Raw genomic sequence first — 25,666 nt, 5'->3', positions numbered from 1 at the left:
CGACCGTGGCTTCCAGGACGCCTTCGACGGCTTCGCCCTCACCAACGCCGGCGGAAAACTCGCCGTCGAATCGCTGGTGATCAACGATTCGAGCGGATCGCGATAACGCCGCAACCACGCCTAGAGCATCGTGCGTGAAATCGTGTTTCCCAACGAACCAGAAGCGTCGGGATAACGCCATGTTTTTCCAGTGCGAGCAGTTTGCGCGCCTGCGGCGCGCGAGCCTTGCGGCTGTCCACGCACAAGCAAGCAGAATCACGCCGGGATGGCCACGGCGGCGTGGGCGTGACACCCCGAACAAGCTGATTCTGCTTTACGGCGATCTGCTCTAACGGCGAACGGCGCTAGGTCTGCTCATCCGCCGCGGGCAACCGCGGGCGCGGCATGCGCAGTTTGGCGCCGAACCACAGCGCCGTGGCGAGCGGCGGAATCGCGGCGACGAGGAACATGACCACCGGCCCCTCGGCCGCGGCCAGGAGCCCCGCCAGCACCGGCCCCACCACGCTGCCGACGGCCATGCTGAGCAAGGCGGCCGTGAAGCCGAGCGTGCTCAGCCCCGGAAACAACCGCACGCTCCAGAACGAGAAGACCGCGCTCACCATCATGATGGCCGCGCCGTGCAGCCCCGACGCGGCGATCACCCCGATCCACGACGTCGGCGCGAGCGCGATCAGCACAAGCGAAAGCGTCGCCGCGCCGAAGATGAAGCAAAACAGCGGCGCCAGGCCGCTTCGGGCCTCGATCCGGCCCGTCGCGAGGCCGAGAACGCCGAACGCGGCATAGCCGAGAAAGATCACGGGCGATGCCCCCGCGTTCGCGAGGCCCGGCAAGCCGCCGACGCTCGCCACGCGGTCGGCCGCGAACGACAGGAAGATCGCGTTGGTCATGCCGAAACACAGCGCCGTGGCATAAAGCGGAATGGCGGCGCGCTGGGCGAGACGGGCGCTGGCGGCCGCCGTCTCGGGCGTGGGCGCCGGCGCCAAGTTGGCCGGCAGGGCCGCGTGCACGATCTCCTTGACCGCCGTGGGGGTCGATTTCGGGTACCGGGTCGACGGCAGCCCGGCCCACGCGACGCCGGCCAGCACGAGCCCGCCGAGCGCGAAGCCGGCCCAGGCCACGCGCCAGTCCAGCACCCCCTGCGTCACGGCCAGGGCCAATCCCGCCGCCGCCGCGACGCCGAAGGTGGTCCCGGTCGAGACCACGGACAGCGCGGTGGGCCGGGCGTGCTCGGGCACGACACGCTCGGCCGCGTCGTTGAACGGCGCCCAGCACAGACCCGCGCTGCTGCCGGCAAGCGCGATCCCCACGGCGAGGAGCGTGGGTGTCCCGGCAACCGCAACCGCCGCGAACCCCACGGCCGCCGCCAGGGCACCGGAGACGACCGAGACGCGCTCACCGAAGCGCCGGCCCATCCAGGCACTCAGGAGAAGCGCCACGAGGAACGCCAGGAAGCCGCCGCTCGCGATCAGGCCGGCGGTCGAGGTCGAGAGCGCGAACGCGTCCCGGAAGCCCGGCAGGAAGAGGCCGAAGCCCATGCGCGCGGGGCCGAACGCGACAGCGGTGGCAAGGAAGCCGGCGGCGGTCAGCCGGGTCGCTGGGGTCATTGTCATGCTTGCCCTTCGCTGGCGGCCCTTGGCCGTTTCAGTGCAATGCGCGCGTCAACCCGGCGAATTCAGCCTTGGCATCGTTCGGCCATGGGGGGCGGGCAGCGTTTGCCCGTCCTGGGGCGCGCGAGCCGTCCCGGCGAACGCGGCACTGGACCGCCGCAGGGTTCGTGGGGACCCTCCCCGGGTCCACCCGCAAACGCAAACCGGGAATCGTCTTGGGCTGCCGCTGCGCGGCCGGGCGACAGGCCGAGCCCCGCCCGTGTCGCCGTCACGCCGCGCGCGACTCCGCGAGCGTCGGGTAGTCGGTATAGCCCTCGGCGCCGCCGCCGTAGAAGGTGTTCGGATCGGGCGTGTTGAGCTCGGCGTTCAGCTCCAACCGCTCCGGCAGGTCCGGGTTGGCGATGTAGGGCTTGCCGAAGGCGATGAGGTCGGCGTGGCCGGTCTCCACCGCCTCGATCGCGTCCGCGCGCCCGAAGCCGTTGTTCGCCATGTAGGGGCCGTCGAAGCGGCGGCGGAGCGCGTTCACGTCGCAGCCCTCGGGGTTCTCGCGGCTTTCCCCGATCTGGCCCTCGACCATGTGCAGGTAGCCCAGCCCGGCCTCGTTGGCCGCCTCAATGGCGTGGCCGAAGGTGGTCATGGGATCGCTGTCGTGGATGCCGTTGAAGGTGGAGAAGGGGCTGAAGCGCACGCCCACGCGGCCCGGCGACCACACCTCGCTCACGGCCGCCAGCACCTCGCGCAGGATGCGCACGCGGTTCTCGGGCGAGCCGCCGTAGGCGTCGGTGCGGTGATTGGCGCCGTCGCGCAGGAACTGGTCCAGCAGGTAGCCGTTGGCGGCGTGCACCTCGACCCCGTCGAAGCCGACGTCCTTCGCGTTCCGCGCGGCGCGGCGGTAGTCGTCGAGGACGCGCGGGATCTCGTCCGTCTCCAGCGCGCGCGGCGTGGAGGTCTTGACGAAGCCGGTGCCGTCGAAGGTGTGGGCGTCCGCCGCCTCGGCCGAGGGCCCGACCGGGGCCTGCCCGTTCGGCTGCAGCGAGGTGTGGGAGATGCGCCCGACGTGCCAGAGCTGCAGGAAGATGCGCCCGCCGCGCGCGTGCACGGCCTCGGTCACGGCGCGCCAGCCGTCGAGCTGGCTCTCGCTGTGGATGCCGGGCGTCCAGGCGTAGCCCTTGCCCTCGGGCGTGATCTGCGTCGCTTCGGTGATGATCAGCCCCGCCGAGGCGCGCTGGGCGTAGTATTCGGCGTGCAGCGCGTGCGGCGCATCGTCGCTGGCCCGCGCGCGGTTGCGCGTCAGCGGCGCCATGACGACGCGGTGGGGCAGCTCCAGGTCGCCGACCTGGATGGGCGTGAAGAGTTTGGGCGTGGTCATCGGGGTTCCTCCACCGGTTCGGAATATGGACCATTTAGTCCAGAATTAGCGGGAGTCAGAGCACGGCGGTGCGTGGACCGCCGGGATGGTCAGGCTGTGGGAAGCAGCGGCTCGGCGCGGTTCAGCGCGGCGTCGACCTGCTCGGGCGGCAGGCCCGCCTTGCGCAGCGTGATCGCCCCCAGCGTCAGCGACACCAACGCCCGCGCCCGGTCGGCCGCGCCGTCGGCGTCGGCCTCCGCGATCGTCTCCGCCAGCAGGCGCTCGACACGGGCGATGTGGCGCTGGATCAACTCGGTGATCTCGGCGTCGCGGGCGGCCAGCTCGCTGATGCAGTTGACCAGCAGGCAGCCGCGGTGGGCGTCCTTCGTCGTCACCATGGCGTGGATCATGGCGCGCACGGCCGCGCGCGGCGTGCGTTCCGCCGCCGCCACCTCGGCCAGCCGGTCGAGGCTGTCGTCGGCATAGCGGCGCAGCGCCGCCAGCATCGCCCCGTGCTTGGAGCCGAAGCAGCCGTAGAAGCTGGACCGGCTGATCCCCATGGCCCGGATCAGCGTGTCCACCGAGGTGGCTTCGTAGCCCTGCTCCCAGAACACCGTCAGCGCGGCGCGCAGCGCCTCGGCCTCGTCGAAGGCGCGCGGCCGGCCGGGACCGGCGTGCTCGGTCTTGGTGGGTGCTTCGGGCATCATACGCTGCGATCTGGACCGCTGAGTCCGAAATTCAAGGCCGCCCGCGCATGTTGACGGCGCTGGCCGCGGCGTGGTCTTCCCGCCTTCGGCCCAGGATGGCGTCCACAGGGCCCGGTGAACACCCCGATCCGAGGCACGACCCGCCGCGATGGCCCGCCACGCCTTGCCCGCCGGAACCCTGGAAGCCGACGGCCTGGGCTGTCTGCGCGGGGACGTGCCGGTGTTCGCGGGCGTGCGCTTCGCGCTGGAACCGGGCGACGCGCTGGTGCTGCGCGGCCCCAACGGGAGCGGCAAATCGTCGCTGCTGCGCGTGCTGGCCGGGCTGCTGCCGCCCGCCGCCGGGCGGCTCTTCTGGAACGGCGAGGCGATCGATCCGGGCGACGAGGCGCACCGCGGCCGGCTCGCTTACCTGGGCCACGCCGACGCGCTCAAGCCCGTGCTGACGGCGCGCGAGAACCTGGCGTTCTGGGCGAAGCTGCACGGCGCGGCGCCGGACGGGGTGGACGCGGCGCTGGACCGCCTGGACCTGCGCGAGCTGGCGGACACGCCCGTCGGCCTGCTCTCGGCCGGGCAGCGGCGGCGGCTGGCGATCGCGCGCATCGTGGCGAGCCCGGCGGCGGTGTGGCTGCTGGACGAGCCGGGGGTGAGCCTGGACGCCGCGGCGGTCCACCGCCTCGCCGCCGCGCTGGCGGCGCACCGGGCGGCGGGCGGGATCGTCGTCGCGGCGACCCATCAGCCGCTCGACCTCGCGGCCGCGCGCGAGCTGGACATGCGCAACCACGAACCCGCTCCCCTGCCCCCGGAGGCGATCCCGTGAAGCCAGGCGATCCCGTGACCGGAGGCGGTGCCGCGAGCGGCGGGCTGGCTGCGACCTTCGCCCAGGTGCTCGCGCGCGACCTGCGGCTGGCGCTGCGCCAGCGCGGGGACGCCATGCTGGCGGTGCTCTTCTTCGTGCTGGCGGCGAGCCTGTTTCCCTTCGGCGTGGGCGCGGGCACAGAGCTGCTGGCGCGCATCGCGCCCGGCGTGGTCTGGGTGACGGCGCTGCTCGCGGTGCTGCTGTCCCTGGACCGGCTGTTCGAGCGCGACCATCTGGACGGGTCGCTGGAGCTGCTGGCGCGCGCGCCCGCGCCGCTGCCGGTGATCGTCGCGGCCAAGACGGCGGCGCACTGGCTGACCAGCGGCTTGCCGGTGGTGGTCGCGGCGCCGGTGATCGCGCTGATGTACGCGCTGCCCTCTTCGGCGTATCCTGTCCTGCTGCTGGCGATGCTGCTGGGCACGCCGTGCCTGAGCCTGATCGGCAGCGTGGGCGCGGCGCTGACGCTGGGGGCGCGGCGCGGCGGCGTGCTGATGCCGCTGGTGGTGCTGCCGCTCTACATCCCCGTGCTGATCTTCGGGGTGGCGGCGGTGGACGCCAGCCTGGCGGGGCTGCCGGTGCGCCCGCACCTGATGCTGCTGGGTGCCATGCTGCTGGGCGCGACGGCGCTGGCGCCCTGGGCCGCCGCGGCGGGCGTGCGCCAGGCGGTGGCGTGATCGGCTGATGTCATCATGCCCCATCCACCTCTGGGTTTCGGGCCGCCGCCCCAAACCCATCTCCCCCTGGCCCTGGAGGGGGACAGGCGAGCTTGGCTCGCCTCGCACGCCGGAGGCGTGCAAGGGGGAGATCATAGAGGGGGTTGGGGCCACACACACGTCGCTCGGCCCGCGCTCAAAATGCGGGCCGTGAGGAATGACGGACGGCTCGATGACCGACACGGCCGCGCCGGCTCAGCGCCGGTGGAACCTTCACCGCTGGGCGAACCCCGGGCGCTTCCTGCGCCTTGCCGACGCCGTGCTGCCCTGGCTCGCGGGGCTGACGGCGGCGCTGCTGGCGGTGGGGCTGGTGGGCGCCCTGGCGCTCTCGCCGCCGGACTACCAGCAGGGCATGAGCGTGAAGATCATGTACGTCCACGTGCCCTCGGCGTGGCTGGCGCTCTTCGCCTACACGACCGTGGCGGCGGCGAGCGTCGTGGCCCTGGTGTGGCGGCACCCGCTGGCGGACATCGCGGCGCACGCGGCCTCGCCCGTGGGCGCGGCCTTCACCTTCCTGGCGCTGGCGACGGGCTCGCTGTGGGGCAAGCCCATGTGGGGCGCTTGGTGGGTCTGGGACGCGCGCCTGACGTCGATGCTGGTGCTCTTCTTCCTCTACCTGGGCCACATGGCGCTGGCGGGCGCGTTCGAGGACCCGGCGCGCGGGCGCAAGGCGGCGGCGGTGCTGGCGATCGTGGGCTTCGTCAACGTGCCCATCATCAAGTTCTCGGTGGACTGGTGGAACACGCTCCATCAGACGGCGAGCGTGATGCGCTTCGACGCACCCGCCATCCACGTCTCGATGCTGTGGCCGCTGCTGGTTATGGGGGCCGGGTTCACCGCCTTCTTCGCCACCGTGGTGCTGGTGCGCATGAAGGCCGAGCTGCTGGCGGTGCGCGAGCGCAACCTGCGCGCGCTGCAGCTGCGCGGGGATTGAGGCGATGCAGGCGGTGCTGGACTATCTGGCGATGGGCGGCTACGCGGCCTACATCTGGCCCGCGTACGGGCTGAGCGTGCTCGTGATGGGCGGGCTGGTGGTGCAGTCCGTGCGCCAGCTGCGCGCTCGCCAGCGCGCCGTGGCGGCGCTGGAACGCGGCCGCCGGCGGCAGCGCGACACCGACGGGGAGTCATGACGCAGCGCAAGAAACGCCGGCTGAGCCTGATCGCCCTGATGCTGCTGCTGGTCGGCGGGGCGACGGCGCTGGTGCTCACGGCCTTCCGCGACAGCGTGGTCTTCTTCTACGCGCCCACGGAGCTGCGCGCGAAGGAGATCCCGGCCGACCGGCAGCTCCGGGTCGGCGGGCTGGTCGTCGAGGGCTCGGTGGCGCACCACGGCGAGGGGCTGGTGACCTTCGCCATCACCGACAAGCGCACCGAGATCCCGGTGGAATACCGCGGCCTGCTGCCGGACCTCTTCGCCGAGGGCAAAGGCGTCGTCGTGAAGGGCCAGATGAACGGCAACGGCGTCCTGGCCGCCGACAATGTGCTCGCCAAGCACGACGAGAACTACGTGCCGCCGGAAGTGCAGGAGGCCCTGGAAAAAGCCGGTGAATGGAAGAAGGGCGCGCCGGAGGGCATGACGGCGGAATGAGCGAGCACGGCGCGACGCCCCCCGGCCTGGGCCGGCGGCTGCTGTTCGCGCTGCCGCTGCTGGCGGTGCTGGCCTTCGCGGGGCTGGCCTACTGGGGCCTGCAGCCGGGCCACGACCCGGACGCCGTGCCCACGGGCATGGTGGGCGAACGCATTCCGGACTTCACCCTGCCCGCGCTGGCGGGTGTGCGCGGCGGCGGCGTGAGCCTGGCAACGCTGACGGCCCACGAGGGCCCGGTCCTGGTGAACGTCTTCGCCTCGTGGTGCGCACCGTGCCGCGCCGAGCATCCGGTCATCATGCACCTGGCCGAGCAGCGCGGCATTCCAGTTTACGGCATCGCCTACAAGAACGCGCCGGCCAAGGCACGCGCGTGGCTGAACGAACTGGGCAACCCCTACCGCGCCGTGGGCGTGCTCTCCGAAAAGCGCGCGGGCGTGGGCATCGACCTGGGCATCTCGGGCGTGCCCGAAACCTTCCTGGTGGGCCCCAACGGCGTCATCCGCTACAAGCACAACGGCGCGCTCACGCGCACGATCCTGGAAAACGATCTGCTGCCCAGGCTCGCCGAGCTTCGCGACCAGTAACCCATGCCGCCAAGAGGGCCCGCCGCATGCCGACGGTGCACCACCGCGACGCCGAGCCGCGCGACGTTCCCCTGATCCTGCGGATGATCCGCGAGCTGGCCGAGTACGAAGCGCTTTTGCACGCCGTCGAGGCGGACGAGGCGGCGCTACACCGCACGCTCTTCGCGCCCGAGCCCAAGGTGTTCGCCATGATCGTGGAATGCGACGGCGAGCCGGCGGGCTTCGCGCTGTACTACTACACCTACTCCACCTTCCAGGGAAAACACGGCATCTACATCGAGGATCTCTACATCCGCCCGGCGTGGCGCAACCAGGGCCTGGGCAAGGGCGTTTTCCGCTGCCTGGCGGACAAGGCGTGCCGCGAGGACTTCGGGCGCATCGAGTGGAGCGTGCTGGACTGGAACAGCGATGCCATCGCTTTTTACGAGCGCCAGGGCGCCGTGGCGATGAACGAGTGGATCCGCATGCGCCTGGAAGGCGAGGCGATCACCGCGCTGGCTGCGCCCACAAGCGATGGTGCCGTTTAGCCCGCCGCGTCCTCCATCTCGTCCATGGAGCCGAAGGCGAGCAGGTCGTCGACGTAGAAGCCCTGGAAGTGGCGCACGTCCAGCGTCTGCGCCGCCTTCACGCCGCGCGCCTCTTCCACCCGGCACAGCACCACCGGGCGGTCCTGGGCGGTCACCGTCTTCACGGCGTCGCGGATGGAGTCGAGCCCCTTGTCGCGGCGGTCCCAGACGAACTTGTAGCCGTGCAGGTCGAGCTTGGCGGCTTCCGCCTGGGCGAGGGTCTCCGGCGTCACCCGGTCCGCCATCGTGCGGACGTTGTACTTTTCCAGCATCCGCTGGGCTTCGCGGAAAGAGTCCAGATTTTCAAGGATGTCGGGGATCGTCAGCTCAACCCAGAGTTCCGCGTCCACCTGGTCGGCAAGGTAGGTCGCCAGGCGCTCGAAAGCGTCGGACACCATGCTGGCGACGTTCATGTTCACGGAGACGTGGCCGACCTCGGCGTCCCAGCTGTTGGCGCGCTCGGCCGCCAGCGAGGCGAGCACGACTTCGTCCAGGCGCAGCGTGAGCTGGCGGTAGGCTTCCGGATCGCTGTCGAAGGTGACGCCGGGCAGCAGCTGGCTGCGCAGGTGCCCCATGCTGATGAAGGCTTCCCAACCCACCGGGTCGGGCCGGTCGTTGCTGCGCGGCATGTAGGCGATGGCCTGGCTGCGCCCGAATTCGCGCGTGAAACGCTTGGCGCCGGCGGCCTTGATGCGCTTCGCCAGCTCCTCGACGTGGCGGTTGGTCAGCGGCCCGGCGGGGCCGATCGGGGTCTGCAGTTCCTTCGGCGTGTCCACCGCCGAGCGCACGAGACGCGCGAGCTTGTTGGCGTCGCGGCGGGTGTGGATCACCTCCGTCAACTCGGAGGGGTCGACATCCAGGCTGGTGGCGTAGGTGCGCACGGTGTTCACCACCATCAGCCGCACCTTGTAGACGGTGTTGATCAGCGCCTGTTCGTTGCGCTGATTTTCCGGGATCAACGCGAACATGCGGTTGTTCACGTCGAAAAAGCGCAGCTCCTGTTTGCGGGCGTAGTCGGCCAGCTTGCGGCCCAGCGCCTCGCGTACGGCGCGGCTGTCCAGCGTCGCGTCGAAGGGGTGCATGGCGACGCTGATGAGCTTCACGCCCGGCCGGTTGCCCTTTCGCGTGCCGGCGACGAAATCCATGAAGGCGTGCGCTTCACTGCGGTCCGGTGCGGCCTGTTCCGCCATCGACGCTCCCGCCCACTCTTGAGGTTTCGCATCAAATCGAAAAACGTCGAACGTAGCGCGATGGTATGCAGTCTACCTCTTTGATCGCCTAAAAAAAGTTTCCCAAATGTTTACTCGGGCGATTGTCCTGCCCCGCCAAACACCGCATTCGCAGCCGTTCGACCAATGCACGCCGGCGAGGCCGCGGAGTCACGATCCCATTTGCGCCGCAACGGCCGCATTCCCGCGGATGCGGTTCGCGCTCAATCGGACGGCCGGAAACGAATTCAAATTTTCGTGAGCCGATCCTGTGTGACCGGCCCTTCGCACTCGCCGGTCCGTGCCCCGCGTGACGGTCAGCCGGACAGCATGCGGCCCTCTTCCTTCTTCATGGCCTGGAAGCGGACGACGCGGAGATCGCCGCTTTCCAGCGCGCGCAGGCGGCGGTTCCACACCTGCGACTCGTGCTGGACCACCTTGTCCATCTCCTCGCCGCGGCTGTCCTCCCCGGCGTTTTCCATGTAGGTGGCCCAGGCGCGCTTGATGGCGTTGGTCATGCCCGCCGAGATGTCCTCGGTGGTGGGCACGTCGAGCTTCAGGTCCTGAAGCGCCTTGACGTACTGCTTCGCCGTCCAAAGCTCGCCGATCTCGGGATCGTTGTCGCGCCAGCCCTGAAGCGCCTCCGAATCGGCGGCATCCTCGGCGAGCACGTAGTCGGTGAACAGCATGTAGCCGCCGGGCTTCAGCCCCTCTTCCAGCATCTGGAAGAGGTTTTCCTTGTCCGGGCAGCGGAAGAAGGCCTCTTTCGCGAAGATGCAGTCGTAGCCGCGCGGCTTCACGTCGAACTGCTCGAAGGTTTCCTCGTAGATGGCCGCGCGCTGCACCAGCCCCGCCTTGTCGGACAGCAGATGCCCGGCGGCGGCGAGCTGGGCGTCGGGTTCCAGCGCCGTGACCCAGGTGTTGAAGGCCTCGCAGATCGTGCGCGTGCTGCCGCCGAGCCCGGCGCCCACGTCGAGCACGCTCATCGAGGAATCGAGCCCCACCGGGGCAACCAGATCCACCACGTAATCGGGGTTGCAGGGCCGGTCGAAGCCCTTGCCCCAGACCTCCTGCATCAGGACGACGCGCTCCTGCTGGAGCGGCGACTTCTTCTTCTCCGACGCTTCGACCGCCTTTGCGTGCTTTTTCTTCTTCTTGCGCGCGTCTTCGGGAATCCGGATGTCGTAGCCTTCCCACCACGCCTTCAGCCGGACCCACAGGGGGATTCGGCCTTTTTCGACGTATTCGCGGGGGATGCGCATGCTCTTCTGCGCCATGGATCGTCCCGTTCGTTGGTGGGTGCCCGGCGACCGATGTAGAACCTTGCGACGGAAGAGGTAAACCGGCGGTAAAGGGGCCGTGCGCCGGACGTTGCGAGCCTCCCGCGCGGCCTGTAACACTCATGGCTGTGTGCGGCCGCGTGCCGCAGCCCCGGCGGCGCGCGCGGCGGCGCGCCCGGCATCAGCGATTGGGACGGATCGTGACGGTGGCCAACGGACACGCGCTCGACGTGCACGAGGTTCACAAGCGCTTCGGCAACGCCGAGGTGCTCAAGGGGGTCTCGATGCAGGCCCGCCAGGGGGACGTGATCGCCCTCATCGGCTCGTCCGGATCGGGCAAGAGCACCTTCCTGCGCTGCGTCAACCTGCTGGAAGTGCCCGATTCCGGCCGGATCCTCGTGGGCGGCGAGGAAATCCACCTGACGACGGGCAAGCGCGGCGCCACCGTGCCCGCGGACTGGCACCAGGTCGCCCGCATCCGCACGCGCCTGGGCATGGTGTTCCAGAACTTCAATCTGTGGACGCACATGACGGTGCTGGAAAACGTCATCGAGGCGCCCGTCCACGTGCAGAAGCGCGACAAGCAGGAAGCGATCCAGCGCGCGCACGAGCTGCTGCAGAAGGTGGGGATCGGCGACAAGGCCGAGCAATTCCCGGCGCAGCTCTCGGGCGGGCAGCAGCAGCGCGCGGCGATCGCGCGCGCGCTCGCCATGGAGCCGTCGGTGCTGCTGTTCGACGAGCCCACCTCCGCGCTCGACCCCGAGCTGGTGGGCGAGGTGCTGCGCGTGATCCGCCAGCTCGCGGAGGAGGGGCGGACGATGGTGATCGTCACCCACGAGATGAAGTTCGCCCGCGACGTGGCGGATCAGGTCATCTTCCTGCACCAGGGCCGCATCGAGGAGCAGGGAACGCCGGACCAGGTGCTGGTCGAGCCCACCTCGGCCCGCACGCGCCAGTTCGTCCTCGGCGAGGCGTAGAGCGCGATGAGACGACGCGGGATCCGCCCGCGCGCCACCTCGCGCTCGACCTCGTTGGGTTGCGGGCATGGTGGAACGCCCGGATCGTCCCGATCCGACCGCATCATGCCCCGGGGCAAGCCGCCCGCGCCCGGCGGCACGCGAACGCCGGCCCGCGTGGGCCGGCGACAACGAGAGCAAACGGACCGGAAACAGGGAGACCACGTTATGCGCAGAACCATCCCGTCGCTGCTGGCCGCGGTCGCCGTCGCGTTCGGCGCGCCCGCGGCGCTTGCCGGAAATTACGAGGGCTGCCCGGCCGAGATCACGATCGGCACCGAGGGCGCCTACCCCCCGTTCAACTACATCGGTGACGACGGCGAGCTGAAGGGCTTCGACGTCGACATCGCCAAGGCCCTGTGCGAGGAGATGGGCGCCGACTGCACCTTCGAGACGCAGTCCTGGTCGGGCATCATCCCGGGCCTGAACGCGAAGAAGTACGACGCCATCATCGCGTCGATGTCGATCACCGAGAAGCGCGACGAGAAGGTCGACTTCACCAACCGCTACTACAAGACGCCGGCCCGCTTCATCGCCGCCAAGGACATGGACGTCGAGATTTCCGAGTCGGGCCTCGAGGGCAAGACCGTCGGCGTTCAGCGCGCCACCGTCTCCGCCGACTTCGTGAAGGACAAGTTCGGCGACGTGGCGAACATCCAGACCTACGACACCCAGGAGGAGGCCACGCTCGACCTCGTCAGCGGGCGCGTCGACCTCGTGGTCGCGGACGCGGTCAAGCTGAAGGAAGGCTTTCTGGCGAGCGATCAGGGCCAGGCCTTCGAGTTCAAGGGCCCCGGCTTCTCCGATCCCAAGTGGTTCGGCGAGGGCATCGGCATCGCCGTCCGCGAGGGCGAGGACACCCTGCGCGAGTGCTTCAACAAGGCCATCGCGGGGATCCGCGAGGACGGCACCTACGACAAGATCTCCCAGGACAACTTCGGGATGAATATCTACGGCGGGTGATGTGCAGCCTGCCGCTTTCGAATCGGACGACCAGCGGCCGTGGCGCATCCTGCGTCGCGGCCGTTTTTGTTCCCGCAATCCAGTCCAGACCGCCGTCTTCCCTTTCGGGCACCGCCACGGACACAGACGCAAATCGCTTTAGTGGTTGTATTTTTTATCTTCGCACTACCGATGGTTCGAGATTTTGCGGAAACAAAATCACCGAATTTTACCCGATTCAAACGAACTGGGCGAAAACCGGGCACGAACTGCACGCGATACTTGACGAAAACCTTGTGAGAGAATCACCACTAAAGCGTGCAGCATCGTCGCGCGAATCGCGTTTTCAGGCTCGCCGAGGGGCACAGGACGTTGACGCGCCCCAAGGCCGCTCCAGCCGATGGGCACGCCGGGCGTGCCCTCGGCAACATCCAACGCGTCGCGCGCCCAAAGAGGAGTTCCAGGATGTTCGTGCGCGTGTTCGCGGCTGTCGTGGGTGTGAGCAGCTTGGTTACCGCGGTCACGGCCCCGGCGGCAGCTTACGAAAACTGTCCCGACACGCTGACCCTCGGGATCGAGGCGCAGTACCCGCCGTTTCAACACGTCGACAAGAACGGCAACCTAAAGGGATTCGATGTCGACATCGCGAACGCCCTTTGCAACGAAATGAGAGCTAACTGTTCCTGGAAACAACAGGACTGGGCTGGCATTATTCCGGGCCTAAAAGCCAAAAAATACGATGCAGCCGTCGCATCGATGGCAGCAACGAAAGAACGGGACGAAGAAGTCGATTTCACGAACAAGTACTACACGGTCACAGGGCGCTTCGTCGGCCCAAAGGATGTGGAGATCGAGATTTCCAAGGAATCCCTCGCCGGTATGACGGTCGGTGTCCAACGGGCGACCACGCAGGTCCGTCTGGCCCGCAACCGGTTCGGCGAGGCGATCGACCTCAAGACCTACGATACCCAGAAAGCCGTCAACCTGGACCTGATGAGCGGCCGCATCGACCTCATGATCGCGGACACGCTTATGATCGAGCAGAGCTTTCTGAACACCGAGCGCGGCCGAGCCTTTGAGTTCAAGGGCCCGAAATTCGACGACCCACGCTATTACGGCGACGGGGTGGCCATCGCCGTGCGCGAGGGCGCGGATCCGTTGCGTCGCTGCTTCAACAAGGCCATCAAGGGGATTCGGAAAGACGGAACCTACGACCGCATCAGCACAAAGCACTTTGGCCGCAACATCTACGACGGGTAAGGATGGGGTAGCCGGCTCGGGGGTATAACCGGCCCCCGGCCGGCTTGCCGCCGTCGGGACTCAAGCGAGGCACGCGTGATCGACCTGCACGGCTACGCCGGGCTGCTGCTGGACGGCTTCAAGCTCACGGTGCTCGTGGGCCTCGCGTCGATGGCGCTCGCCATCGTCCTCGGCCTCGTCGGCGCCACGGCCAAGCTGGCGCAATCGGCCACGATCCGCTGGCTGGCGGGCACCTACACAACGGTGGTGCGCGGCGTGCCCGAGCTGGTGATGATCCTGCTCGTCTACTACGGCGTGCCCACGCTGGTTCAGGACATCGCCGCCGGCTTCGGTTTCGACATCACGGTGGATTTCAACTCCTTCGTCGCCGGCGTGGCGACGATCGGCTTCATCTACGGTGCCTTCACCACCGAGGTGTTCCGCGGCGCCTACCTCGCCGTTCCCCGGGGTCAGATCGAGGCGGCCTACGCCTGCGGCATGTCGCGCCGGCAGACGGCCTGGCGCGTGACCCTGCCGCAGATGTGGCGCTACGCCCTGCCGGGGCTGGGCAACGTCTGGATGGTGCTGCTCAAGGCCACGGCGCTGATCTCGGTGATCGAGCTGCACGAACTGATGCGCGCCTCGCAGGTCGCCGCGCAGGCCACGCGCGAGCCCTTCACCTTCTACTTCATCGCCGCGCTGATGTACCTGGCGCTGACGATCGTCTCCATGCAGGTCCAGCAGCGCCTGGAAGCGCGCGCCAACCGCGGCATGCAGGGGGTCTAGCCGGTGCAGACGATCATCGACCACCTGCCCCAACTGCTGGACGGCGCGTGGCTGACCATCCAGATCACCGCGCTTTCGGTGATCATCGGACTCTGCCTCGCCGTGCCGCTGGCGATGCTGCGGTTGTCCACCTGGCGCGCGGTCCGCTGGCCGGTGCACGCCTTCATCTTCTTCTTCCGCGGCACGCCGCTGCTGGTGCAACTCTTCCTGATCTACTACGGCAGCGGGCAGTTCAACGACGCGCTGGAGTCCGTCGGCCTGTGGCAGTTCTTCCGCCAAGCCTACTTCTGCGGTGTGCTGACGCTGACGCTGAACACCGCGGCCTACACGGCGGAAATCCTGCGCGGCGCGCTGCAGACCGTGCCCCACGGCGAGGTGGAAGCGGCGCGCGCCTGCGGCATGCGCGGGCTGCTGCTCTACCGCCGCATCATGTTCCCCAAGGCGTTCCGCATCGCCTGGCCGGCCTACACGAACGAGGTGATCTTCCTGCTGCAGGCGACCTCGCTGGTGTCGATCATCACGCTCATGGACATCACGGGCGTGGCGCAGGCGGCGGCCTCGCGCACCTTCGCCTTCTACGAGATGTACCTGACGGCGGCGGCGATGTACCTCGTGCTGGTCTACGCCCTGCTGTTCGTCTTCAAGCGCATCGAATACCGCCTCACCGGCCACCTGCGGCCCGCGCGGGTGTCGCCCGAACCCACGGCGCCGGAACCGGTGGCGCCCGAACCCGTGCCCGCGACGCAGGGAGCGAGCGAGCATGGCCGCACCCCGTGAGCGCGGCGGCACGCTGATCGTCCAGTCCGTCTACGCCGATCCGCCCGCCTGGATCGGGCGCTGCATGGAGTCCGTGCGCGCCTGGGCGGAGGCGGCGGGTTTCACCTACCGCGGTCTGGGCGACGAGCTGTTCGACCGCGTGCCCGACTGGGTGCGCCGCAAGACGGCCGAGCGGCCGTCGACGTGCAGCGACCTGGCGCGCGCGGCGGTGCTTCAGGACGCCCTCGACGAGGGCTGGGGCCGCGTGGTGTGGCTGGACGCCGACGTGCTGGTCGTCCAGCCGGGCGCGCTGACGGCGGCGCTGCGGCTGGACGAGGGCTACCTTCTGGGCCGCGAGGCCTGGCTGCAGGCGGACCGCGGCGGCCGGCTGCAAACCCACACCGGCGTCCACAACGCGGTCTTCGCGGTGGCGCCGGACAACGCCTTCCTGGCGTTCTACCGCCACGCCGCCGAGCGCATCCTCGCCCGCCACGAGGGCACGATGGTGCCCCAGCTGATCGGCCCCAAGTTCCTCACGGCCCTGGACAACATGATGGGCCTGCCGGCCACCTGGGCGGTCAACATGGCCAGCCCGCGCGTGGTCGCCGATCTGGCCGCCGGGGGCGGACCCGCGCGCGACCGCCTGCTCGCCCGCAGCGGCCGCGTGCCCGCCGCGCTCAACCTGTGCCACTCGCACGCCGGCGCGGCGACGGACGGCGTGTCGGTCACGGCGGCCATGCTGGACGACGCCATCACCACCTGCCTGCGCGACGGCCTGCGGTAACACCTGGCCCACGAACGCCTGTCACACACCTGCCACGCAGCGTTCGCACGCCGAACCACCGGATGCGTCCTACCTTGGGCGTATGTCGGTGCGTGTGCTTCTGGTCGAAGACGACCGCGATTTCGCCGAGTCCGTGGCCCTGAACCTGGCCGAAGCGGGGTATGCGCTGCTGGGCCCGGCCACGAGCGGCGTGGACGCCTTCCGCGTGCTGGAGCACCAACGCCCGGACGTGGCGCTGGTGGACGTCTACCTGGAAGGCCAGCTCGACGGGCTCTTCGTGGGCACGCAGCTCGCCGAGCGCGGCGTGCCCGTGGTCTACCTCTCCGGCCGCTTCGAGCGGGTTCTGCGCGAGGGGCGCGAGCACGCCGCCGCCATGCTCGCCAAGCCGGTCGACGCCCACGACCTCGTGGCAACACTCCAACGCGTCCTCGCCACAGCTTAATACCCCATCTCACTGAGCGGACGACATGGGCTCATTCTGTCTTTGCGCGCCGTTAACCAGCCCAACGGGCTGTGCGCGCCGCAGGCGCGGGACACAACGCTCGCACGCCGACAGGCGTGCAACGCGCGAGCGAGCTGTCCTCCTGAAGGTGGACAGGCGCTTTCAGCGCCTCGCACGCTTCAGCGAGCAAAGAACCTTAACGCGATTCCGCTGATAACCCGAGGCCTGCGGTGCGTGTCGCTCACTGGGCACGCGTATAACAACCAGCCCGCCCCTGACAGCCGCCGCGCCATGGGCTATATCCCGGCGATCGACTGCTGGGAGGAACCATGGCCGGCACCCACGGCGCGGCGCTGGACCGCTACGCCCCGCTGATCCGCGACTGGGACGCCTTCGTGCGCGCCACCACCGAGCCGCGGCCCACCTGCGTCGTCGCCAACGGCAACCGCATCGGCGCCGACGGCCTCGCCGCGCTGTTGGACGCGGACGCCTGCCCCATCGAGCCCGTGCACTGGACCCAGGGGGCGCTGCGCGTGCCGCCGCCCGCGCGCCCCGGCGGCTGGTGGCCGGCGCAGGCGGGGCTGTACCAGATCCAGGAGGAAGCCTCGCTGCTGCCCGTGCACTTGCTGGCGCCGGAGCCGGGCGAGCGGGTGCTCGATCTGTGCTCGGCGCCGGGCGGCAAGGCGGCCCAGATCGCCATGGCGCTGGGCAACACCGGCACCGTGCTGGCGAACGACAAGGATTCCCGCCGCCTCGCCGCCGTGCGCGACAAGATGAAGCGTCTGGGGCTGGTGAACCTCACGGCCTGCGTCCACGACGCCGGGGACTTCCCGCTGGCCGCGGGCATGTTCGACCGCGTGCTGGTGGACGCGCCCTGCTCCGCCGAGGGCACGAACGCGCGCTCGGGCGCGGGCTACGAGCGCTCGGAGCGGACCTTCCGGCACTGGGTGGGCGGCCAGCAGCGCGCGCTCCTGCGCCGTGCGGTGAAGCTCACCCGGCCCGGCGGGCGCATCGTCTATTCCACGTGCAGCTTCGCGCCCGAGGAAAACGAGGCCGTTGTCGAGTCGGTCCTCCGCGACCTGCCGGGCGAGGTCTATCCCGTCCAGGTGAACGTGGGCTCGCTGCCCGCCGATCCGGGCGTGGCGGTCTGGGGCGACCACGCCTTCGACCAGGAGGTGGTGGAGAACGCCGTGCGCCTGTGGCCCCACCGCAGCGGCACGGGCGGCTTCTTCGCCATCGCCCTGGAGCGCCCGGCCAACGCGACGGTTTACGCGCCCGATCCGGCCGAGGTCGAACCGGCGGCGCCGGGCGAGCCGGCCGACCGCACCGCCATCCTCGACCCGCTCGTCCACCGCTTCGGCCTCGACCCGGCGGACCTCTCGGGGTTGAAGCTGTGGGAAGCCGGGGACCACGTTCACGCCACGGCCGAGGACCACCGCCCGCCGGGGCGGCCCCGCCCCACGGCCAGCGGCGTGCCCTTCACCCGCCGCGGCGCGCGCTGGCCCAAGCCCACGACGGCCGCCGCGCTCATGCTCGGTGACGCCGCGAGCCGCAACGTGGTCGCGCTGGACCGCGCGCAGGTGGACGCCTACCAGGCGCGCCAGGCGGTGCAGCCACGGCCCGAACAGCTCGCGGCGTGCGACGGGCGCGGCCACGTGCTGCTGCACTTCCAGGGCGTCAGCCTGGGCGTGGGCTTCCTGCACCCCGGCGACGGCGACACCCCGGCCACGATCGAAAGCCAGTTCCCGCGCGCCTGGATGCGCTGATCCGGACCGCGCCGCCCGCCACGACGACGGAGGCCGCATGCGCGCCGCGACGCGCCAGAGCTTGCAGCAGACCCTGCGCCGCATCGATGGCAAGGGCTACAAGGCCTACAAGGACATCGTTGGCAGCTACACCTTCGACGGCTTCGAGCTGCTGGTCGACCACGTCCAGGGCGATCCCTTCGGCAGCCCCTCGCGCCTGCGCGTGCGCGTGGCCGCCGAGACGGCCGCCTTCCCCGAGACGACGCGGAGCAGCGCCAGCCGTGCCGTGGCCCTGCGCGACTACCTGGCCCGCGCCTTCGCTTCCCGCGCGAAGCAGCTCGCCAAGCCGCGCGGCTCCGGCTCCTCCGGGCTCATCGCCATGGACATGCCGGGCCAGGAGATCCTGGAGCGCAGCGCCGTCGTGCTGCTGGACGACGGCGGCGTGGAGGCGCGCTTCGTCGCCGGGATGCCGGCGCAGGGCCGCTCCATCGCCGGGCGCGAGGCGGAGCAGATGCTGTGCCAGGACGTGCCCAAGCTGGTGCGGGAGACGCTGCGGTATGCCGCGCTCGATGCGACCGCGCTCCAGCGCCACGTCGAGGTCGCGGAGGACGCCGACGCCCTGCGCGCCCAGCTCGGGGAGAACGATCTGGTGGCCTTCGTCGCCGACGGAGCCATCCTGCCGCGCCGCTCGGGCGTGGACGACCGCCCCATGACCGACGGCCCCATCCCCTTCGAGAGCCCGGACAGCCTGCGCGTCACCCTGGAGCGGCCCAACGGCGGCTCGATCGGCGGCCTGGGCATCCGGCGCGGCGTGACGCTGATCGTGGGCGGCGGCTACCACGGCAAGTCCACGCTGCTGCAGGCGGTCGAACGCGGCGTCTACACCCACGTGCCGGACGACGGGCGCGAGTTCGTCGTCGCCGATCCCATGGCGGTGAAGGTGCGCGCGGAGGACGGCCGCAGCGTCACCGACGCCGACATCTCGCCCTTCATCAACGACCTGCCGGGCGGCGCGCGCACGGACGCCTTCTCCTCGCCCAACGCCTCCGGCTCCACCTCGCAGGCGGCCAACATCGTGGAGGCGCTGGAAGCCGGCGCCACGGGCCTCTTCATGGACGAGGACACCTCGGCCACGAACTTCATGATCCGCGACCGGCGCATGCAGGCCCTGATCGCCAAGGACCAGGAGCCCATCACGCCCTTCATCGACAAGGTGCGCCAGCTCTACGACGACCTGGGCGTGTCCACGACGCTCGTGCTCGGCGGCTCCGGCGACTACCTGGACAAGGCCGACACCGTGCTCGCCATGCAGGCCTTCCGGCCCGAGGACGTCACCGAGCGCGCGCGCGAGATCGTGGATCAGCACCGCACCGAACGCAGCGAGGAAGGCGGCGAGGCCTTCGGCCGCCCGCGCACCCGCACCCTGCGCGGCACCGGCATCACCGGGAAGGGCGACAAGCCGCCCAAGGTGAAGGTGCCGCACGCCCACGCCATCTCCATCGGCCTGGACGACATCGACCTCACGGCCGTCGAACAGCTCGTGGACGAAAGCCAGACGCGCGCCGTGGCCGAGGCCCTGATGACGCTCACCAGCGACAACCAGTTCCGCGGCCGCCCCATCCCGGAGGTGCTGGACCGCATCGAGCAGCGCCTCGCCGAGCGCGGCCTGGACGGCATCGGCAAAGCCCGCGGCGACCTTGCCCGCTTCCGCCGCACCGAGCTGGCCGCGGCGTTGAACCGCCTGAGGAATTTGAAAACTGGATAGCGCTGTAGGGCGGCATCGCGCGCCATGCGGCGCGCATGCCGCTCCAGGTGCCGGCGCCTTGCTGCCCCGTTACCCAAACGCCAAGGCGTCGTCGCCGAAGACCCCCTGGAAGCCGGTATCGCTGTCGCCGGGGTTGAGGATGACATCCTCATCGTCCGCCAGGTTCGTCAGCGTCACGCTGGCCTGGCCGCCGGCGAGCTGCAGCTCGCCGTCGCCGAAGCTGCCGTTCGTGACGGAGATGTCGCCCTCGGTCAGGCCGTCGCCGAAGAACACCTGATCGCCGTTCGCGAAGTCGTCAATCGTGACGGCCGTGTCCTCCTGGTTGACGATGAAGCGGTCCTCGCCGCCGTTGCCGGAGATCGTGGCATCCTGGTTCCCGTTGATGTTGTCGCTCTCGGCGGTGCCGGCCTGCACAACCGTCGGACCGCGGCCGCCCTGCGATGGCGGTCGTTCAGGCAATCCTGTGCTGCCCCCAGCACCCGCCAGGGCGGAGATGTCGTCCGCATCCAGGGGAACGCTTCCCGGATCGAAGGTATCGTCCAGAGCCTGCCCGCCGACGCGCGCGGTCTGGCCGTCAATCGAGGCGGTGGTCGCGCCGTCGGCGAAGGCCAGCTTCACGTCCGCGTTGAGCGCCACGTCCGCGCGGGTGCCGGAGGGCCCGGTCACGCTAACGACGTTGCCGCTCTGCGAAAAGCCGTGATCGGCCAGGTCGCCCGCGAACTCGACCTCGTCGCCCGTGTTGCCGGCGAATTCCAGCAGGCCGCCGTCGGGCACCTGCACGGTTTCGGCCTCGGCCGTCCCCCGCACCTCGGCGGCGAAGGGCACGCGCAGCGTCTGCGATTCCCCGTTCAGGACCACCAGGTTGGGCGTGCTGCTGGCCGGCGGGGTGTTGGCCGGCCCGCCGGACAGCGCGGACGCCGCATCCGGGTCGAGAAAGATGGCGCCCGGGTTGAAATCGCCGTCCAGGGTCTGCGAGCCCAGGCGGGTGGTGAAGCCGCCGTCTCCGCTTTGGATCGTGGCGGTGGTGCCGCCGTCGGCGAAGGCCAGATCGACGTCCCCGTTGAGCGCGATCGTGGCCTCGGTTTCGCCGTTGGCGAAGGTGATGGTGTTGCCCGAGGCGGAGACCTCGAAAGCATCCAGCGGCGCCGCGAATTCCACGGTGTCGCCCGTGTTGCCGCCAAAGGCGAGCGTGCCGCCGGCCGGCACCTGCACGGTCTCGTCCGCGGCCGTGCCGCGCAGATCGGCGGCGAAGGGCACGCGCAGCGTCTGGGCCTCGCCGTTGGTGACGACGATGTTCAACCCCTCGCTGCGCGGCGGGTTGGGGCCGACGCTGCCGGTTCCGCCGTCTGCATCTTCCACGGCCACTGCGATCTCAGCCCTGGCCGTGTTTCCCGCGCTGTCGGCCACCGTGTACGTAAACGTTTCCGTCCCGCTGAAACCGGCATCCGGCGTGTAGCGAATGCTGTTGCCGGCGGCCACCTCGGCAGTGCCATTGGCGGGCTCGCCAGGATCCTCAATCGTCAACTCGTCGCTGTCGGAATCGCTGTCGTTCGCCAGAACGTCGATCGTTACCGCCTCGCCGGCCGGTGTGGTGGCGTTGTCGTCGTTGGCGTTGGGGGGTTGCGAATTTTGCCCGAGGCTGACGGTCGTATCTTCGAATGCCACGGCTTCCACGCTTTGCAGCGTGCTCTCGTCCCCGTTCGGCGCGACGAGCGTGCTTTTGTCGTCTTCGAAGGCATAATCGTCGCGGCTGCCGCTGACCTCCACCGTGTCCGTCCCGGCACCGCCGATCAGGGTATCGGCACCCGCGCTCAGAACCAGGGTATCGTCATCCTTGCCACCGTCCAGGCGGTCGTCGCCGCTTCCGCCGATCAGGGTATCCTGGCCGCGTCCGCCATCCAGCTCATTGGCATCGCCACCGTTCACCGTGAGTTCGTCGTTGCCGGCGCCGCCGGAGAGCACGCTGCGCCCTTCCTCGGCTTGAACGACAGTGGCGGTCAGAATGTCGTTGCCATCTCCGCCAGCGAGATCGTTCTCCACCGTGCCTTCGGGTTGGCTCCCACGCACAACCTCGCCGGTCGCGCGCATCTCATCGTCGCCGTCACCGCCACGCAGCGTGTTTTCGACCGTGCCGAAGCTGTTAATCGTCTTGCCGTCAGCGACCATTGTATCGTCGCCGGAACCGCCGCGAAGGGTGTTCAAGACTTCTGCGCCGCTGGTGTTGGAATTGCCGAAACCCTCCGCCGTGAGCGTGTCGTCGCCGCTGCCGCCTTCCAGCACGTTCGTTGCCGTCCGGCCACCGTTCGACTGAACTTTTGCTTCAGCCGTGATTTCGTCTTTGCCGTTTCCGCCAGTGACCTCGTTGAGGGCCTGTGTCGTCAGTCCGTGAAAATCTCCGATCGCTTTGAGACTGATCGTGTCATGACCACCTCCGCCATCGACGATGTTGGTGACGCTGCTCTCCGAGGGTGCACCATCAAGTTCCGCGGTTGCCTCGATATCGTCATTGCCGCCTCCGCCACTTATTACATTTTTGGCATTTGACGTCCCACTTGTGAGATTAATAACCGCAGATGCATCGATGGTGTCATCGCCCCCGCCACCATCGATTTCATTGACGGTTTCCAGCAAGTCCGTCTCGCCGCTTCGGGCGGCCACGGCATTCGCGGTAATTGTGTCGCGCTGATCGCCGCCGTCCAGCTTCGTCGTTGCGCGCACTTCACTGCCACCCTCGGCCCGAACCGTGGCTTCCAGGGTGTCCTCGCCCTGACCACCGTTCTGTGTCGTGCTGCCTTCGAGCGCTTCAGCTGAATCCGTGCTGACCGAAAGATCGGTCGTCAGGTCGTCGTTGCCTTTTTCGCCATTCAGCGCGGTGTTGTTGAATTTGCTTGTTAAGATGTCGTCGCCTGCGCCGCCGAAAATCGTAACGCCGTCTGCATCCGCTTCGAGGGTGTCATCCCCCGGCGTCCCGCTGAGCGGCTCGGGCGGCGTGAACCTACGCACGGTTTCGTCTGCGGCCGCGCTGACGAAGCCGCCGTCGCGAGTCTGTTCGACGTCGAAGACGAAGGCGGCGTTGCCGGTGAACGTCCAATCGGTGCGGAAATCGCCGTTTCCTGTGGGCTCGAACGTGAAAATCTCGGTGCTCCGGCCGCTGTCGGGCTCGCCGAAGGCCGCCACGAACCCACCGTCATCGGTCTGTTCCACGTCCTTCGCCACGGGGGGTGTGGCGTCATGGGTGTCGGGGCGCCACGTCCACGCCGGGCCGTCGGGTCCGATCTTGCGGACGGTGCCATCAGCGCCGGCGGTGACGAAGCTGTCGCCCCGTGTCACCTCGACATCCTCGACGGCGTCCGTGTGCGCGTCGAAGGTCCACTCGGGCGCGACACCGCCGCCCCCGGTCTCGGCGAACTTATACACCGTGGTGTCGCGGGACGCGGCGACGAACCCGCCGTCCGCCGTCGTTTCCACGCCCGTGACCTGCTCGCCCGCGCCGTCGAAGGTCCATTCCGTGGTGGCGCCGCCTCCCGGTCCGACGGCAAACTTGCGAACGCTCGCGCCGTCGACCACGGCGAAGGTGCCGCCGCCAAGGGGAACGACGTCGCCCGTGCCGGCGGAAACGGTCCAGTCGGCGCGCACGCCTCCGTCGGCCGTTTCCGAGAAGCCACGCACCGTGCCGTCTCTTCCGACGCTGACGAAGTCGCCCCTGGCGGTGCGCTCGACGTCCGTCACGGTGCCGGCGTGCGCGTCGAAAACCCACGCCGTGGTGACGCTTCCGTCGGGCTGTTCGACGAACTTGCGCGCCGTGCCGTCCTCAGCCGCGGTGAGAAAACCACCCGCGAACGTGTGCTGGATATCGCGGACCGCACCCGCGTGCCCCTTGAACGTCCAATCGGCGGTGTCGAAGCGGTTCACCATGACAACACCTCGCTGGCTTCGGCGCGGCGCGCGCTCATATTACGCACCGTCCGGGGATAAAGCGTCCTGGCCGAACCGCGCGGCCAGCCCCGGAAACCGCCGCCACCGGCCCACGGAGCGCTCGGAGATGGCGTCACGCACCTGCCGCACGCTGGAGGTGCGCACGGGCGCGGCCGTGGCCGCGTGGCCGCCCGCCGCGCCGGGGTTCCAGGTGAAGCCGCAGAAATCCGCGATATCGCGGCCCACGCGGTCGGGCTCGCGCACGAGCGCTTCGTAGCGCACCTCCAGCAGCCGCGCCGGGGGCAAAACGCGCCGCCAGTGCGCCATCAGGCGGTCGTGGCTGGCCTGGCGGCGCGCGATGTCGTCCAGGTCGAAGCTCCACGACAGGCCGCGGTGAAACCGCGCCGTGAAGCAGCTGGCCATGATGTCCCGGGGATCGCGGCGCACGTGGACGATGCGGGCTTGCGGCAGGGCCGCCGCGATCAGCCCGATCAGGCGGCTGTTGGCCAGGTGCTTGTCCACCGCGAAGCGCGTGGCCGGCGGCGTCAGCGCGTTGACGCGCTTGATGTAGCTGCCCGCGGTCGCCCCGGTCGTCAGCGGCGAGACCACGGCCGCGCGTTCCGGCCAGGGCAGATCCCGGCCGTCGCCGATGACGGGCGCGTGGTCGCGCGCCTCCACGAGGTCCGCGCGCTCGCCCAGCGGCGCGACGGCGTCGTGGGCCGCCAGCAGCCGCTCCACCAGCGTCGTGCCGGAGCGCGGCATGCCCACGATGAAGATGGGCACCGCGCCGGACGTGCGGATGCCCGCGCGTCCGAGCCGGTCCAGGGTGCTCGCGGTGAACGTCCGCAGCGTGCGCGTTTCCGCGTCCTCGACCGCCGCCACGTCGCTGCCCAGGCGCGCGTGCACGCTGGCGTTGGCCGTCTCGTACCAGGCCCAGGCGTCCGCGAAGCGCCCCTCGCCCTCCAACATGCCGGCCAGCGCGAAGGCGTAGGCCTCGCGCAGTTCGCCCGTGGACCGCTCGGCCTTCTCGCGCACGCAGGCGAGCGCGTCGCCGCCGTGGTCGCGCGTGGCCTCCGCGGGGGCGCGGGTGTACCGGCGCAGCGCGGCCAGGTTGTACCAGGCGACGGGGTGGTGGGGATGGGCGCGCAGCGCCGCGCACGCGGTGTCCGCCGCGCCGTCCAGATCGCCCAGCGCGGCCTGGGCTTGCAGGCGCTGGTCGACCGTCGCCGTGTCCGTGTGGCCCGCGGTGAGCTGGACGATCTCGCGATCGCGCTCCTGCGCCGCCAGCAGACGGCACAACGGCACCAGGGCCTCGCGCGGCTCGGCGCCCAGGTGGTGCGCGCGGCGCAGGTAGCCTTCGGCCGGCACCGCGTGCGCCATGCTCTCCTCGGCCAGGATCGCGCCGAGGCGCGCGCAAGCGTCCGGATCGTGCGGGTTGATGGCGAGAATGGCGTGGTACAGCGGTTTCGCCGCGGCGGGGTCGTCGGCCTCGCGGTGCAGCTCGGCCGCCGCGTGGCGGGCGCGCACCTCGATGGGGTCGCGGCGGGCGGCGCGCGTGTAGGCGATCAACGCACCTTTTGGGCGGGCGCGGCGGGCCAGGGTGTCGGCCAGCTCCCGCCAGGCGCTCGCGGTGCCGGCCGTCCGCGCGTGCGCCCGCAACCGCCACGCCTCGCTGTGCTCGGCAAACGCCGCGAGCGACCGGCGCGTTCGGCCGGCAGCGTCAACGTGATTTGCGTCCATGCATTCGGACACGGCGAACACGCACTCCGTGCCGAGGTGAAAAGCACCGAAAAGATGCTTGAAAAGGCAAGCACCCGGT

General features: G+C 69.8%; 24 protein-coding genes. 17 read left to right on the top strand and 7 right to left on the bottom strand.

Annotated elements, in window-relative coordinates:
• Positions 1–344: 344 nt before the first annotated feature.
• The 3 genes from BLQ43_RS08855 to BLQ43_RS08845 form a co-directional block, all read right to left on the bottom strand.
• Positions 345–1,604, bottom strand: a complete 1,260-nt coding sequence (locus tag BLQ43_RS08855; protein ID WP_176758598.1) for an MFS transporter — start codon at positions 1,602–1,604, stop codon at positions 345–347.
• Between the two features lie 271 nt (positions 1,605–1,875).
• Positions 1,876–2,976 (bottom strand): alkene reductase, encoded by a 1,101-nt coding sequence (locus BLQ43_RS08850; protein ID WP_090019866.1) that lies wholly within the window; start codon positions 2,974–2,976, stop codon positions 1,876–1,878.
• A gap of 89 nt (positions 2,977–3,065) precedes the next feature.
• Positions 3,066–3,659 (bottom strand): TetR/AcrR family transcriptional regulator, encoded by a 594-nt coding sequence (locus BLQ43_RS08845; protein ID WP_090019918.1) that lies wholly within the window; start codon positions 3,657–3,659, stop codon positions 3,066–3,068.
• Positions 3,660–3,810: 151 nt separating this feature from the next.
• On the opposite strand from BLQ43_RS08845, the gene ccmA reads away from it, so the two are divergent.
• From ccmA to BLQ43_RS08810, 7 genes are all read left to right on the top strand, one after another.
• On the top strand, positions 3,811–4,479 hold the full coding sequence (ccmA, locus tag BLQ43_RS08840; RefSeq protein ID WP_090019864.1) for a heme ABC exporter ATP-binding protein CcmA: 669 nt from the start codon (positions 3,811–3,813) through the stop codon (positions 4,477–4,479).
• Positions 4,476–5,192 (top strand): heme exporter protein CcmB, encoded by a 717-nt coding sequence (gene ccmB, locus BLQ43_RS08835; RefSeq protein WP_245659521.1) that lies wholly within the window; start codon positions 4,476–4,478, stop codon positions 5,190–5,192. The genes ccmA and ccmB overlap by 4 nt, the downstream gene beginning before the upstream one ends.
• Before the next feature lie 211 nt (positions 5,193–5,403).
• Positions 5,404–6,165 (top strand): heme ABC transporter permease, encoded by a 762-nt coding sequence (locus BLQ43_RS08830; protein WP_090019915.1) that lies wholly within the window; start codon positions 5,404–5,406, stop codon positions 6,163–6,165.
• Between the two features lie 4 nt (positions 6,166–6,169).
• Entirely contained in the window at positions 6,170–6,361 is a 192-nt protein-coding gene (gene ccmD / locus BLQ43_RS08825) for a heme exporter protein CcmD (RefSeq protein ID WP_218119167.1), read from the top strand.
• Entirely contained in the window at positions 6,358–6,819 is a 462-nt protein-coding gene (ccmE, locus tag BLQ43_RS08820; RefSeq protein ID WP_090019862.1) for a cytochrome c maturation protein CcmE, read from the top strand. Before ccmD ends, ccmE begins: the two co-directional genes overlap by 4 nt.
• Positions 6,816–7,403, top strand: a complete 588-nt coding sequence (locus BLQ43_RS08815; RefSeq protein WP_090019860.1) for a DsbE family thiol:disulfide interchange protein — start codon at positions 6,816–6,818, stop codon at positions 7,401–7,403. Before ccmE ends, BLQ43_RS08815 begins: the two co-directional genes overlap by 4 nt.
• 26 nt (positions 7,404–7,429) lie before the next feature.
• Entirely contained in the window at positions 7,430–7,930 is a 501-nt protein-coding gene (locus tag BLQ43_RS08810; protein WP_090019858.1) for a GNAT family N-acetyltransferase, read from the top strand.
• Here the strand turns inward: BLQ43_RS08810 and BLQ43_RS08805 are convergent.
• Both BLQ43_RS08805 and BLQ43_RS08800 read right to left on the bottom strand, forming a co-directional pair.
• Positions 7,927–9,159 carry an EAL domain-containing protein gene (locus tag BLQ43_RS08805; RefSeq protein WP_090019855.1) on the bottom strand — a complete coding sequence of 411 codons (1,233 nt, stop codon included), beginning with the start codon at positions 9,157–9,159 and terminating at the stop codon, positions 7,927–7,929. The two genes, BLQ43_RS08810 and BLQ43_RS08805, sit on opposite strands and share 4 nt — an antisense overlap.
• 335 nt (positions 9,160–9,494) lie before the next feature.
• Positions 9,495–10,454, bottom strand: a complete 960-nt coding sequence (locus tag BLQ43_RS08800) for a methyltransferase domain-containing protein (RefSeq protein ID WP_090019853.1) — start codon at positions 10,452–10,454, stop codon at positions 9,495–9,497.
• A gap of 209 nt (positions 10,455–10,663) precedes the next feature.
• Here BLQ43_RS08800 and BLQ43_RS08795 point away from each other — a divergent pair, with 209 nt between their 5' ends.
• The 9 genes from BLQ43_RS08795 (at position 10,664) to BLQ43_RS08755 (ending at position 19,932) form a co-directional block, all read left to right on the top strand.
• Positions 10,664–11,434 carry an ABC transporter ATP-binding protein gene (locus BLQ43_RS08795; protein WP_245659519.1) on the top strand — a complete coding sequence of 257 codons (771 nt, stop codon included), beginning with the start codon at positions 10,664–10,666 and terminating at the stop codon, positions 11,432–11,434.
• 207 nt (positions 11,435–11,641) lie between these two features.
• Positions 11,642–12,436, top strand: coding sequence for a lysine/arginine/ornithine ABC transporter substrate-binding protein (locus BLQ43_RS08790; RefSeq protein WP_090019848.1), 795 nt, complete (start codon positions 11,642–11,644; stop codon positions 12,434–12,436).
• Positions 12,437–12,880: 444 nt separating this feature from the next.
• Positions 12,881–13,675: a transporter substrate-binding domain-containing protein gene (locus tag BLQ43_RS08785; RefSeq protein WP_090019846.1), complete on the top strand. Its 795-nt coding sequence runs from the start codon at positions 12,881–12,883 to the stop codon at positions 13,673–13,675.
• A gap of 75 nt (positions 13,676–13,750) precedes the next feature.
• Positions 13,751–14,440 (top strand): ABC transporter permease, encoded by a 690-nt coding sequence (locus BLQ43_RS08780; protein WP_090019840.1) that lies wholly within the window; start codon positions 13,751–13,753, stop codon positions 14,438–14,440.
• A gap of 3 nt (positions 14,441–14,443) precedes the next feature.
• A complete protein-coding gene (locus BLQ43_RS08775; RefSeq protein WP_090019838.1) occupies positions 14,444–15,217 on the top strand; it encodes an ABC transporter permease in 774 nt (257 codons plus the stop codon).
• Positions 15,201–15,980 (top strand): hypothetical protein, encoded by a 780-nt coding sequence (locus BLQ43_RS08770; protein ID WP_090019837.1) that lies wholly within the window; start codon positions 15,201–15,203, stop codon positions 15,978–15,980. The genes BLQ43_RS08775 and BLQ43_RS08770 overlap by 17 nt, the downstream gene beginning before the upstream one ends.
• 88 nt (positions 15,981–16,068) lie before the next feature.
• The gene (locus tag BLQ43_RS08765; protein WP_176758597.1) at positions 16,069–16,422 is read left to right on the top strand and encodes a response regulator; all 354 of its coding nucleotides are present in this window, start codon (positions 16,069–16,071) and stop codon (positions 16,420–16,422) included.
• A 329-nt stretch (positions 16,423–16,751) separates the two neighbouring features.
• The gene (locus BLQ43_RS08760) at positions 16,752–18,188 is read left to right on the top strand and encodes an RsmB/NOP family class I SAM-dependent RNA methyltransferase (RefSeq protein WP_090019833.1); all 1,437 of its coding nucleotides are present in this window, start codon (positions 16,752–16,754) and stop codon (positions 18,186–18,188) included.
• Between the two features lie 37 nt (positions 18,189–18,225).
• A complete protein-coding gene (locus BLQ43_RS08755; protein WP_090019831.1) occupies positions 18,226–19,932 on the top strand; it encodes an ABC-ATPase domain-containing protein in 1,707 nt (568 codons plus the stop codon).
• A gap of 69 nt (positions 19,933–20,001) precedes the next feature.
• On the opposite strand, the gene BLQ43_RS08750 is transcribed toward BLQ43_RS08755, so the two are convergent.
• Complete coding sequence (locus BLQ43_RS08750) at positions 20,002–23,148, bottom strand: Ig-like domain-containing protein (protein WP_143006213.1); 3,147 nt, start codon at positions 23,146–23,148, stop codon at positions 20,002–20,004.
• 15 nt (positions 23,149–23,163) lie between these two features.
• On the opposite strand from BLQ43_RS08750, the gene BLQ43_RS14380 reads away from it, so the two are divergent.
• Positions 23,164–23,907: a hypothetical protein gene (locus BLQ43_RS14380; protein WP_143006212.1), complete on the top strand. Its 744-nt coding sequence runs from the start codon at positions 23,164–23,166 to the stop codon at positions 23,905–23,907.
• Here BLQ43_RS14380 and BLQ43_RS08745 read toward each other — a convergent pair.
• Positions 23,887–25,587, bottom strand: coding sequence for a tetratricopeptide repeat-containing sulfotransferase family protein (locus tag BLQ43_RS08745; protein WP_143006211.1), 1,701 nt, complete (start codon positions 25,585–25,587; stop codon positions 23,887–23,889). The genes BLQ43_RS14380 and BLQ43_RS08745 overlap by 21 nt on opposite strands.
• Between the last annotated feature and the right edge of the window lie 79 nt (positions 25,588–25,666).

This window comes from Limimonas halophila (genome assembly GCF_900100655.1).
GTDB classification, from domain to species: domain Bacteria; phylum Pseudomonadota; class Alphaproteobacteria; order Kiloniellales; family Rhodovibrionaceae; genus Limimonas; species Limimonas halophila.
This window is presented reverse-complemented; position numbering and strand designations above follow the sequence as displayed.